This window comes from Chitinophagaceae bacterium, from assembly GCA_007695095.1.
Lineage (GTDB): Bacteria > Bacteroidota > Bacteroidia > Chitinophagales > REEL01 > REEL01.
Genome location: REEL01000165.1, coordinates 1 through 12,552, shown reverse-complemented (window position 1 = coordinate 12,552; position 12,552 = coordinate 1). Strand labels below are relative to the sequence as shown.

Below are 12,552 nucleotides of genomic sequence, written 5' to 3'. Positions count from 1 at the left end.
AAAGAATTGCCTTTTTAGAATCTGAGCTATCCTCTAAATAAAAAATCTATATACCCAAAGCTGACTATTTTGGAACCATGATTGTAAGCGGCAGGAATTTTTCCTGTCGCTTACTTTTTTGCAAAAAAGTCATATCTTAATCCCCATAATTAAATAAAATATGGAAGCCGGTTTTTTAAGTTACACTATTTTGATTTTGATATGGACCGGGTTTGGGTTTATGCACAGCTTACTGGCAAATAATTCGGTAAAGCATTTTTTTAAAAAGCTAAGCGGCTACTATTTTGGCTACTACAGATTAGCTTACAATTTATTTAACCTTTTTTTTATTGCCGGTGCACTATTTTTTCAATTCTCCATCGTGGAAAACAGACTTTTTGAATTAACCAATTCATTGCTGGGAATTAGTATTTTATTCACAACTACCGGATTAATCATCATGTTTTTATCCATTTACAAACTCGACTTAGCTGAAATGAGCGGGACAAAAAAATATAAAATGGAAAAGTCAGGAAATCAGTTGGTTACCGAAGGGCTTTATAAGTACATCAGGCATCCACTTTATTTCGGAACAATTTTACTTTTTCCGGCTTTTATCATTTTTGCAGGAACATTATCTATGATAATAATGGTCATTTGTTTCATAAGTTACTTACTGATAGCTATACCTATAGAGGAAAAGAAGCTGGAAATAGAATTTGGCTTGGATTATACAAATTACAAAAAGAACGTAAAAAAGTTAATCCCTTTTATCTATTAAAAAAAGTGAACAACCCCAAAGAGTCATTCACTTTTAAAACATTGATTCTATCAACTAAATTTTGAAAGTATATTATCTGATAAACAACAACTCTCTGTATTTCGGCATAGGCCATGATTCATCTTCGATATAGCGTTCCAGTTTATCTACACTATAACGGATACTATCAAAAGTTGGTTTTACTTTAGTTGCATAATTCTTAGCCCGCTTAGCAGAATCTTCAATTTCATTGGCTTTCTTTCTTGCTTCAACCATTAAAACGACATCTTTTCGTAAGCTTTCAATCAAATGCTGAATTCGTTTTAATAAATTCAATTGTGTTTCTATCTCTGCATTTTTAAAACCTAAATTCTTTAATCCATTTGCATTCACAATCAGCTTGTTTTGGTAGTTAATTGCCGCAGGTATGATGTGATTTACAGCCAGGTCACCGATAACCCTTGATTCAATTTGAATCTTTTTAGCATATTGTTCCATCTGTATCTCTACTCTGGAATGAATTTCTTTTTCCGTTAGAACCTTATTTCGTGTAAAAACGTCAATATTTACTTGTTCTAAAGACAGAGCCAGTGCATCCGGAGTATTTTTTAAATTACTCAGTCCTCTTTTTTCAGCTTCTTTTGCCCAGCTTTCTGAATAATTATCTCCTTCAAACAAAATACGCTTACTTTCTGAGATATTTCTTCTCAAAACTCGTAAGATAGCGCCGTCTTTCTTTTCACCTTCAGAAATCAAATTGTCTACTTCGGCTTTAAATTTTTTCAATTGATCAGCCATAATCGTATTCAAAACTGTCATTGGACCGGCACAATTCAAAGTAGACCCTACTGCTCTGAACTCAAATTTATTTCCGGTAAAAGCAAATGGAGAAGTTCTGTTTCTGTCTGAATTATCCAATAATAAATCCGGTATTTTATTGTGAATATCTAATTTCAATTCCTGCTTTTCCATCTCATTTATCGGCCCTTTTTTCACTCTTTCTTCAATTTCTTCAAGCAAAGCGGTCAGGTGTTCACCGATATAGATAGAAATGATTGCCGGTGGAGCTTCATTAGCACCCAAGCGATGGTCGTTTCCGGCTGAAGCTATAGAAGCTCTTAGCAAATCGGCATTATTATTTACGGCTGCTATAGTATTCACAAAAAAGGTAAGAAAAGAAAGATTATTCTTTGGAGTAGTTCCCGGAGCTAAAAGATTCTTTCCGGCATCGGTCATTAAAGACCAGTTATTGTGTTTACCCGAACCGTTTAAGCTGGCAAAAGGTTTTTCATGTAAAAGCACTTTTAACTTATGCTTACGGGCTACACGATCCATTAAATCCATTATCAACTGATTGTGGTCTACTGCCAAGTTGACTTCTTCAAAAATAGGAGCACATTCAAATTGTCCCGGAGCCACCTCGTTATGTCTGGTACGAACCGGAATGCCTAATTTATGCGATTCTTTTTCAAAATCTACCATAAAATTAAATGCTCTTTCCGGTATAGAACCAAAATAATGATCTTCTAATTGCTGATTTTTGGCCGGTGTGTTACCCAGCAGACAACGTCCGGTTAAAACTAAATCCGGTCTGTTAAAATACAAATCCAAATCTACTAAAAAGTATTCCTGCTCCCAGCCTAAAGTGGGAACTACATAATTTACATTTTTATCAAAAAACTTCACAACCTCTGTTGCTGCTTCGTCTAAGGCATTTTGTGACTTTAAAAGCGGTGCTTTAAAATCTAGCGATTCACCGGTATAAGAAACATAAATAGTTGGAATACAAAGCGTTTTGCCTGAACCGATTTCCATTATAAAAGCCGGTGATGAAGGATCCCAGGCCGTATAACCTCTGGCCTCAAAGGTATTTCGAATACCGCCACTCGGTAAACTGGAAGCATCCGGCTCCTGCTGAACTAAACTATCTCCTATAAAATTCTCAATTCCTTTGGTATTCGGGAAAATTGTGAAAAAACTATCGTGCTTTTCGGCAGTGGCACCTGTAAGCGGTTGAAACCAATGTGTAAAATGCGTAGCATTGTGACTGATTGCCCAGGCCTGCATAGATGTCGCCACCTGATCGGCTACCTTACGGTCAATTTTAGTACCCAAGCGAATAGATGATTTTACACTTTTGTAAACATCCTCAGGCATAAATTTACGCATGGACTCATCATCAAAAACATTTGAACCAAAATAATCTGAAATTCTTTCAGAAGGAATTTTTACTGTAACAGGGTTTCTGTCAGCAATTTTAGAGATTGCACTAAATCTTGGATTTGACATGGTGTTTTTTTTACAAAAATATTTTTAAATTTTGTCTAATCAACATTTTTTTTGATTTTTTTTTGATTTTTTGTAAAAAAATAGGTGGCTTGATTAAAAACATTTAGTTTTTAAGCCCAAAAAAAGCTATTTTAATGGTCTAATGAAAGGAATTAACCCATATATATATTTATATAATTTATCCTTAGCAGTTAAACTAAAAAATAAAACAAATAATGGGAAGATTATGATTCTATAGCGTACAATTGCGCCTGCATTAGGTACTATGAAGCCCAATAAAATCAACACTAAAGCAGAATAGATTAATAAATTAATCAGGTAGGGATGCAGTTTTGAGCGGTCAAAATAGAAGATACAAATAAGTATTATCAGGACTATTCCAATATTTTCTAAAGCTGTGATAGTCTGCCACAAGCCAAAGCCGATTAAACCGGATGGTCTGAGAAATGAATTAAAAAAGCTCTCCGGAAATCTGCTTAAAATATGAAGCAGACCGGTTTCAAAATATGCTAATTCAAAGTGGGTGTTTCCCGTTGCCAGAGTTTGAAACTGCAAATACTTGTCCTGTATGGCTTCCAAATAATTCATCTGTATATTGGGAAATTCAATAAATGCAAAAACCACTAACCAAAACACCCAAAACATTGCAACTATTGAGTATTGATACCTTTTAGTATAGTAGACTAAAAAATTAGCTACTAAAAAAGGACAAACAAAAAAAGCAATATATTTTCTGGAAAAAAATATCCCCAGGAAAAACAAGACCATCAACAACAAATAGTAAAAACGCTTTTCACGAAACCAGCATATTTGAAAATAAAGACTAAACCCAAAGCAAAAAATCAAAAAAGACTCTTTATGACCGCCACTTGTCCAAAAAATCAGAGAAGGCAAAAGAAACAAGGGAAATAAAGCGAATTTTGAAAATTCAGGCAACAACTGAACTATAGCTCTGGCGAAAGCAACAATTCCGGCAAAAGCCATAAAAGAAAAAAACAGTGCATTAGTATGAAAACTTTGAAAGGTAAACAGGGATATAACGGCATGAAACCGGATGATAAAATATGTCTGAGGTGTATGCCACCAACCCATTTTATCTACATAGGGCTCAATATGCTCAGGAACGGGATAATGAGCAGAAGGTGCAAAAACCAGTTCTAAAAAAATCATGGGTTGCTCAAAAAGAAGCCGGGAAATCATAGCTGCATCCCGAAAATAGCCCAACGTATCTGCTCCGTTTGCATGGATAATATGATACTCGCAATAAAACCAGGCAGCCACACTTTTTAACAGCCAAACACCAATTAAAAAGGGCTTTGATAAATTCCCTATTTGAAAAAAGGAGAATTTATAAACAATCCAGCTAAAAAAAAGTGTAAATATTATAAAAATCATGCTATGAACCAATGCGCAAATATAATTTAATTCAATGGATTCATTTTAAAAAAGCATATTTTAAGAGTTGCGGGAATTTAAAAGCTATACTTTTTTTATGTAATTTTGCCTCTGTAAAAAACAAATATGAGTACAAAAGTCAGCCAACCGGAAGTTACAGCAGAAGTCGTGGAGCAATTAGGAATATTGCCCGAAGAATATGATAAAATCTGTGAATTTTTAAATAGAAAACCCAATTTTACAGAATTGAGTCTGTACTCGGTAATGTGGTCCGAGCATTGTTCTTATAAAAATTCAATTAAATGGTTAAAAACCTTACCCAAGGAAGGGAAGCATATTTTAACCAAAGCCGGTGAAGAAAATGCGGGTGTTATTGATATAGGGAATGGCTTAGGCTGTGCTTTTAAAATTGAATCCCATAATCACCCTTCCGCCATTGAGCCCTATCAGGGTGCAGCAACCGGTGTCGGTGGTATCCACAGAGATATTTTCACTATGGGTGCAAGACCAGTAGCAGCTTTAAATTCACTACGCTTCGGAAATCTTAAAGAGCCAAAAACAAGACACCTCCTGAAAGGAGTGGTAAAAGGTATAGGTGATTACGGAAACGCTTTTGGAGTTCCTACGGTTGGTGGAGAAGTGTATTTTTATGATTGCTATTATCACAATCCTTTGGTAAATGCCATGTCGGTCGGCATACTTGATAGCAAAAAAATGATTTCTGCAGTTTCCCGTGGAATTGGCAATCCGGTTTATATAGTTGGTTCCTCTACCGGAAAAGACGGAATTCATGGAGCTACATTTGCTTCGGCTGATATTACTGAAGATTCTTCAGAAAAAATACCGGCAGTTCAGGTTGGAGATCCTTTTCAGGAAAAACTATTGCTGGAAGCTACACAGGAATTAATGAAAACCGATGCTGTAGTGGGCATGCAGGATATGGGAGCAGCAGGTATAGCTTGTTCAACTTCTGAAATGTCTGCAAAGGAAGGTTTCGGAATGAATATATGGTTAGAAAAGGTGCCTGCCAGACAAGCAAATATGCAAGCATTCGAACTGCTGCTTTCTGAATCACAGGAGAGAATGTTGGTCGTTGTAAAAAAAGGACATGAAAAAGAGGTAGAAGCTATTTTTGAAAAGTGGGATTTGAACTGTGCAATAATCGGTGAAGTGACAAAAGGGCCAATGCTAAAATACTATATGAACGATGAAATGGTAGCTGAGGTTCCCGCTGACTCATTAGTCTTAGGTGGTGGCGCTCCGGTGTACGAAAGAGAATATTCAGAACCTGCATACTACAAAGAAAATCAGCGTTTTAAGATAAGTGACTTAAATGAACCTGATAACCTTTTGGCTGTAGCAAAAGATTTAATAAAACGTCCGAATGTTGCATCTAAAAAGTGGATTTTTGAACAATACGACTCTATGGTCGGCATTGACAATACCTCTACAAATGCCCCGTCGGATGCCGCTGTAATACGAGTAAAGGGAACTGAAACGGCCATAGCAATGACCGTAGACTGCAACCCTAAACTGGTATATACTGACCCTTATAAAGGAGCTTTTTTGGCCGTTGCTGAAGCTGCCCGAAACATAGTTTGCTCAGGTGGAAAACCGGCTGCAATAACAAATTGTTTGAATTTTGGAAATCCTTATAAACCGGAAGTTTACTGGCAGTTTGTAAATGCCATCCGTGGTATGGGTGATGCCTGTAAAATGTTTGGCACTCCGGTAACCGGCGGAAATGTCAGCTTTTACAATCAATCAACAGACGGCGGTGCTGTTTATCCGACACCAACTATAGGAATGGTGGGACTATTGGATTCCATCGAAAAAAGATTAACCTTAAATTTCAAAAATACAGGTGATTCTATCTATTTGATTGGTCACATTCACAATGACATTAACTGCAGCGAATACTTAGCCTTGCGTGCTCCCGAAGTAAAATCCGGCTTTCCTGAATTTAATCCGGAAGATGAGTTCAGAATGCAATCAGCCATCATGCAATTAAATGAAAATAAATTGCTTCAGTCTGCTCATGACCTTACTGAAGGTGGTTTATTTGTTGCACTTGCAGAATCCGCATTTACTAACAACAACGGCTTTGAAATTGAAACAGCAAAAAATATTCGAAAAGATGCCTTTTTGTTTGGCGAGTCTGCCGGTAGAGTGATAGTTTCAGTTAAAGAAAGTGATATTGAAACCTTTGAACAGATGCTCAGACAGCTTAATACGCCCTTTTTTAATATTGGAAAAGTAACTGATTCTAACTCAATAAAAGTTGATCAGGAAGATTGGGGAAGCATCCACGATTGGAGAAATGACTGGGAGAGTGCCTTGAAAAATATAATGGAAGCTTAAAAGCTTTTTTACAGAAACAGAACAACTAACTTTCTTTTCTCTTATCCGTGTATAGGTGTAAATAGCCTGCCCCAACGTATTTTTTGGAGAAAACTTCTATTGGGATCTAAAGATAGCCAAACTATCCAGGCCTTACCAACAATATGGTCATGAGGTACAAAACCCCACATTCTGCTATCCGCAGAGTTATGACGATTATCTCCAATCATAAAGTAATAATCCATTTCAAAGGTATAGGTATCTGCTTTAACATCATTTATGTAAATTCCATCTTGCCTTACCTCTATTTCATTACCCTCGTAGACTCTAATCAGACGTTCGTATTTGGCGATATTATCTCTGTTAATTTCTACCGTTTCGCCCTGCTGCGGAATCACAATAGGTCCATAGTTATCAATATTAAATGCAAAATTCTTTACATCAGCCGGAAAAACAGATTCCGGAGTTATTTCAGGGTCTCTGATTATTCTTCTTACAGAAAGTACATTTTGCTGACTCTCAATCTTAGCGGCTGCTTCATCAGTCATGAAATAGGTATAAAAGCCGGACTTTCCGGTTGCTCCGCCTTCTGTGATATCCAGAGACATTAAGATTCTGGAATTAATAGGGCTGCCGGTTGTTTGAACGACATAACTATATTGAATGGTTTCATAATGTTCTGAGGCTTCATTATTTACGTAAATTCTGCCATCTCTGATTTCAAAAACATCTCCGGGGATAGCAACACAGCGTTTGATATAGTTCTCACGCTTATCTACCGGTCTGAAATCTTCACTCGGATAATTAAATACGACTATATCTTCTCTTTTAATATCCTGAAATCCTGGGAGTCGGCTGTATGGCAGCTTAATCCATTCCAGATATGATTTTCCACCAATTAAAGGCATTGTATGATGAGCAAAAGGAAATGATAAAGGAGTCATGGGTATTCTCGGTCCGTAATGCATTTTAGAAACAAATAAAAAATCACCCACCAATAAGGTTTTTTCCATTGATGAAGTTGGGATTGTATACGCCTCAACAAAAAATGTCCTGATAATAGTAGCAGCTACTACAGCAAACAAAAGAGCTTCAACCCATTCTCTGGTGGCTGATTTTTGACGAGTTGTTTTAGACGATGGGCCTATGAATTTTGGTGTTGTAGTAAAATTTAAAAAAGGCAGATAAAAAGGAAAAAGAAATACACCTGCAACCATTTCATACCATTTGTCTTTTCCGAAAGCTTTCTGCATTTCGACTAAAAAACCAAAAATCATCAAAAAATTTAAAATTGGTATAAATAGCAATGCAAGCCACCACTTAGGCTTTTCAATTATTCCTAACCAAACGTATAAATTATAACCCGGAATAAATGCAGTCTTTTTCTCCTCCCCGGCTCTTTTAAAAAACTTAAATGATAAAAAAGCTATAATATTTAAAATTATAAACGGAGCAAAAAGGAAAATTAATAAAATCATTTCTTGATATAAAAGTTATATAAACAGAAGGCAAATTTACAATGTAATCTTAATTATTCAACATATCGGGCATACCAAAAACACCTTTTTTATTTATCAACCAGAGAGCGGCTTTAACAGCACCCAAAGCAAAGCCTTTTCTACTGTGAGCAGTATGCCTTATTTCTATAGTATCTTCAGCACTAGTATAAGCAACAGTGTGAGTCCCGGGAACGCCGGTTTCTCTTTTGGATATAATAGAGATTTCATTGTCAGATACAATTTTATCATTTTTCCAGGCATTCCATTTTTTAGCATGCCTGATAATTCCTTCGGCCAGGGTAATGGCGGTTCCACTGGGAGCATCCAGTTTTTCGGTATGATGTATCTCTTCCATTAAAACTTCATACTGTTTCTGATCTGATATAGCTTCTGCTAAAAATTGATTTAGTGCAAAAAAAATATTTACGCCAACACTGAAATTTGATGCATAAAAAAAACTTCCGTCAGATTTTTTGCATTGTTCAGTAACCTTATCCCATTCTGAAAGCCAGCCGGTAGTTCCGCTTACAACGGGAACTCCTGCCTCAAAACAAGATATTATATTACTAACGGCTGTTTCCGGTCGGGTAAATTCAATTGCCACATCTGCTTTCTTTAAACTTTCACGCTTCAGCAAATCCCTGTTGTCTTTATCTATTCTGTACAATATTGAATGACCGGAATTTTCATGCTGTATTATCTCTTCAATTGCTTTACCCATTCTACCATAACCAATAAGTGCAATTTTTGCCATCTCTTTATATACAGATTTAGTTTACAATACCTTTAAAATGTAATCGTTCTAAATTGCGAATCTAATACTTTTCAAACTTTAAAAGCCGTATTTTATACTTTTATTGTTTATTTGTAATAATTTTAAGCCTCGTTAGCACATAACTTTAATATGTTTAAAAAAAATTCGACCATTTATTTTTTTCTGATAGCTGCATTTTTATCAGCATGCACCACAACTTCAGAAATTACGGATCCAAATATTGCATTTGACCGGAAGATGTATTCAATTGCAGCGCCTTTATATGTTCAGGAATATAGAGAAAAGGAAGTCCCCGCTCAGAGAGCTGAAGCAGCTTTTAAGGCAGCTGAGTCTTACCGCTTAGCGAATAATAGCGAGTCTGCCGAACGATGGTATGAAAGAGCCATAGAATTAGACTATCGAGATCCGATAGTTTATTATAAATATGGACAAAGCCTCAAAGCAAACGAAAAATATCAACAGGCAATTTCAGCTTTTGAGAAATATGGTCGTGAGGAACCTTTTTCAAGAGGTAAAGCAAATCGTGAAATAGCCGCTTCCAGAAATGCTATGGAATGGAAAAGAGCCAGACAAACCATCGATGTATTTAATTTTGAGCCTTTAAACTCTCCCTATCATGAATTTGCACCGGTCTTGTACAGAAGGGGTGCATTGGTATTTACTTCTTCCAGGCCTGATGCTACCGGAGAAGATGTATACGGCTGGACAGGCGAGCAGTATATGGACATATTTATATCTGAAAAAGACAGAAACGGAGTTTTTCAGGAAGCCCGTCAATTCAGTGAAATTACCAGTTCCGGATTCAATGACGGAACACCGGCCTTTAACAGAGACTTTACCTTAATGTACTTTGTCAGATGCGGTTCACAAGAGTTAATTACTGACTATTGTTATATCTATGAATCCCGGATTGGACCAAATGGCGAATGGATGGCACCCTATCGTTTGGATTTATTTGAGGATAGTGTTAATACCGGAACTCCTTTTATATCAAACGACGGCAATATGCTGATTTTTTCTTCAGATGCTCCCGGAGGTTTTGGAGGCAAAGATTTATACTACGCATATCGTACCGGAACAGGATGGAGTAACCCTATAAATCTGGGTAACGAAATAAATACAGAAGGTGATGAACTTTTCCCTTATGTAGCTCCTGATGGAACATTATATTTTTCATCTAACGGGCATCCCGGAATGGGTGGTTTGGATATTTTTTCAGCAGAACCAACGGGTGACAGCTGGACGAATGTTCAAAATATGAAATATCCCATAAATTCAGGTGGTGATGATTTTGGATTAATCGTTGATCAGGCAGAACCTAAAGGTGTGAATGACCCTGTTCGAATGTCCGGCTATTTCACTTCAGCAAGAAGTGGTGGCAAAGGTGGTGATGATATATATCGCTTCGTAAAGAGAAACGAAAATCTATTTGTGCTTGAGGGGATAGTTAAAACAGCCGTATATGAAAATCCGGAAGACCCTTCATCAGAAATTACCGGATACGAACCGATTGAAGGTGCTGAAGTACAACTCAGAAAGATAGAAAGAACCGGACAAACAGATATAGGAGACAGTATAGTTGGAGAGGACGGAACTTTTCGATTTGAGCTGGAAAAAGAAACAGCTTACAGCGTAATGGGCAGCAAAGAAGGTTTTTTCAATCGCTCGGAAACAGTAACAACCAGAGGAAAAAAAGATTTAGAAAATGTAACCGTTACCGTATATGTTGAGCTAATTCTCGATAGAATTTTCAGAGACAGAGAGATTGTGATTCCTAATATTTATTATGATTTTGATGCCTCTACCCTACGTGAGGAATCATTAGCTGTTTTGGATACCCTTTCAATGATGCTGGAAGAAAATCCAAACATTCAGCTGGAAATCGGTTCTCATACTGATTCACGGGGTTCGGTTTCTTATAATCAACGACTTTCTCTTGAAAGAGCCCGCTCAGTTGTGAGATATCTGGTTGAAAATGGCATTCAGCAAGAGCGTTTACTGGCAAAAGGATATGGTGAATCAAATCTTGTTAACCATTGCAAACCGGGAGTTGAATGTACTGAGGAAGAACATCAGGAAAACAGAAGAACTACTTTTAGGGTTATATCAGATGACTTTATTCTGGAATCAGTTCAACCGTCAGACATAAGAGTTGACCCGGCTGATCGATAAGTTAATCCTTCTTATTTTTATGAAAGTCTTGTGATAATGAAGCTAAAAAGCTTCGAAAGATTAATTTTGTAAAAAAACAAATAGATGGATTCTGAAAACAGATATGCCAAGAGAGGAGTTTCCGCCCAAAAAGAAGAAGTGCACGCAGCCGTTAAAGGGCTTGACCAGGGATTGTTTCCAAAAGCATTTTGCAAAATTTATCCTGATTATCTGAGTGGTGACAAAAACTATGGAAGCATCATTCATGCTGACGGCTCGGGAACTAAATCCATTTTAGCCTATTTAAAATGGAGAGAAAGCGGTGATTTAAGCTGCTGGGAAGGTATTGCCCAGGATGCCATAGTTATGAATCTGGATGATATGCTATGTGTGGGTGCTGAAGGTCCTTTTATTTTTTCATCCATTCTTAACAGAAACAAACACCTGATAAAAGGCGAAGTCATAGAAGCCATTATTCAGGGTAGTTATAAAGTGTTTCAAACACTTAAAGAATTTGGGGTTCACATTGAATTTTTAGGTGGCGAGACTGCCGACGTAGGAGATTTAGTCAGAACATTAACGGTTGACGGGACTATGGCCTGTCGGATACCTTTGAAAAATGTAATTAATGCCGCTGACATAAAAGCAGGAAACTGCATAGTGGGACTTTCATCCACAGGTCAGGCTGCTTATGAAAATGCTCCAAACAGTGGCATTGGAAGTAATGGATTAACTTCAGCAAGACACGACTTGCTTTCTGATTTTTATTTAAAAAAATACCCTGAGTGTGCAGATCCCTCAACACCTGCTGATTTAGCTTATTCAGGACCTTATAAACTGGAAGACAATCTTGCCGGAGGCGAAAACATAGGAGATTTAATTTTATCCCCTACCCGAACCTATGCGCCTGTTTTACTTGAAACATTTAAGCATTGGAAAGGTAAAATTGATGGCATTATTCATTGCACCGGTGGTGGACAAACAAAAGTCCTGCATTATGCTGATAACTGCCACATTATTAAAGATGATTTATTTGAAACTCCTGTAATTTTTAAAGAAATACAAAAAGTTTCCGGTGCTGCAGCTAAGGAAATGTATCAGGTTTTTAATATGGGGCACAGAATGGAAATATACACAGACGAAAAAACAGCCTTCAAAATCATAGAATCTGCAGCTCAATTTAATATTGACGCAAAAGTCATAGGAAGAGTTGAAGCTGCTCCCGAGAAAAAGTTAAGTATACATTCCGGTGAGGAAGTTATTAATTTTTGAGAGTAAAAAACGATTAATAGTCTTAACCCTTTTTTGTCAAAGCATTGGTAAAATGAATCTAACTAACTCCTAAAGATTTTTACCAAATCAGA

General features: G+C 36.8%; 8 protein-coding genes. 4 read left to right on the top strand and 4 right to left on the bottom strand.

Annotated elements, in window-relative coordinates; all coding sequences use genetic code 11:
* Nucleotides 1-160 precede the first annotated feature (160 nt).
* Nucleotides 161-760 carry an isoprenylcysteine carboxylmethyltransferase family protein gene (locus EA412_13770; protein ID TVR76387.1) on the top strand — a complete coding sequence of 200 codons (600 nt, stop codon included), beginning with the start codon at nt 161-163 and terminating at the stop codon, nt 758-760.
* A gap of 72 nt (nt 761-832) precedes the next feature.
* Here EA412_13770 and EA412_13765 read toward each other — a convergent pair whose 3' ends face one another.
* Together EA412_13765 and EA412_13760 are read right to left on the bottom strand one after the other, a co-directional pair.
* Nucleotides 833-3,028 carry a glutamine synthetase type III gene (locus EA412_13765; GenBank protein TVR76386.1) on the bottom strand — a complete coding sequence of 732 codons (2,196 nt, stop codon included), beginning with the start codon at nt 3,026-3,028 and terminating at the stop codon, nt 833-835.
* 126 nt (nt 3,029-3,154) lie between these two features.
* Entirely contained in the window at nt 3,155-4,423 is a 1,269-nt protein-coding gene (locus EA412_13760; GenBank protein ID TVR76385.1) for a hypothetical protein, read from the bottom strand.
* Nucleotides 4,424-4,549: 126 nt separating this feature from the next.
* Between EA412_13760 and purL the strand changes: the two genes are divergently transcribed.
* Nucleotides 4,550-6,784 carry a phosphoribosylformylglycinamidine synthase subunit PurL gene (purL, locus tag EA412_13755; protein ID TVR76384.1) on the top strand — a complete coding sequence of 745 codons (2,235 nt, stop codon included), beginning with the start codon at nt 4,550-4,552 and terminating at the stop codon, nt 6,782-6,784.
* A 41-nt stretch (nt 6,785-6,825) separates the two neighbouring features.
* On the opposite strand, the gene lepB is transcribed toward purL, so the two are convergent.
* A complete protein-coding gene (gene lepB / locus EA412_13750; GenBank protein ID TVR76383.1) occupies nt 6,826-8,241 on the bottom strand; it encodes a signal peptidase I in 1,416 nt (471 codons plus the stop codon).
* A 49-nt stretch (nt 8,242-8,290) separates the two neighbouring features.
* On the bottom strand, nt 8,291-9,016 hold the full coding sequence (dapB, locus tag EA412_13745; protein TVR76382.1) for a 4-hydroxy-tetrahydrodipicolinate reductase: 726 nt from the start codon (nt 9,014-9,016) through the stop codon (nt 8,291-8,293).
* A 150-nt stretch (nt 9,017-9,166) separates the two neighbouring features.
* Between dapB and EA412_13740 the strand changes: the two genes are divergently transcribed.
* Both EA412_13740 and EA412_13735 read left to right on the top strand, forming a co-directional pair.
* A complete protein-coding gene (locus EA412_13740) occupies nt 9,167-11,209 on the top strand; it encodes a hypothetical protein (GenBank protein ID TVR76381.1) in 2,043 nt (680 codons plus the stop codon).
* Between the two features lie 84 nt (nt 11,210-11,293).
* Entirely contained in the window at nt 11,294-12,460 is a 1,167-nt protein-coding gene (locus tag EA412_13735; GenBank protein TVR76380.1) for a phosphoribosylformylglycinamidine cyclo-ligase, read from the top strand.
* Nucleotides 12,461-12,552: the final 92 nt, after the last annotated feature.

Excerpts from the sequence above, each read along its gene's own strand:
- purL (TVR76384.1), top strand. The coding sequence starts at position 4,550 with ATGAGTACAAAAGTCAGCCAACCGGAAGTTACAGCAGAAGTCGTGGAG.
- EA412_13770 (TVR76387.1), top strand. The coding sequence starts at position 161 with ATGGAAGCCGGTTTTTTAAGTTACACTATTTTGATTTTGATATGGACC.
- EA412_13740 (TVR76381.1), top strand. The coding sequence starts at position 9,167 with ATGTTTAAAAAAAATTCGACCATTTATTTTTTTCTGATAGCTGCATTT.
- dapB (TVR76382.1), bottom strand. The coding sequence starts at position 9,016 with ATGGCAAAAATTGCACTTATTGGTTATGGTAGAATGGGTAAAGCAATT.
- lepB (TVR76383.1), bottom strand. The coding sequence starts at position 8,241 with ATGATTTTATTAATTTTCCTTTTTGCTCCGTTTATAATTTTAAATATT.
- EA412_13735 (TVR76380.1), top strand. The coding sequence starts at position 11,294 with ATGGATTCTGAAAACAGATATGCCAAGAGAGGAGTTTCCGCCCAAAAA.
- EA412_13760 (TVR76385.1), bottom strand. The coding sequence starts at position 4,423 with ATGATTTTTATAATATTTACACTTTTTTTTAGCTGGATTGTTTATAAA.
- EA412_13765 (TVR76386.1), bottom strand. The coding sequence starts at position 3,028 with ATGTCAAATCCAAGATTTAGTGCAATCTCTAAAATTGCTGACAGAAAC.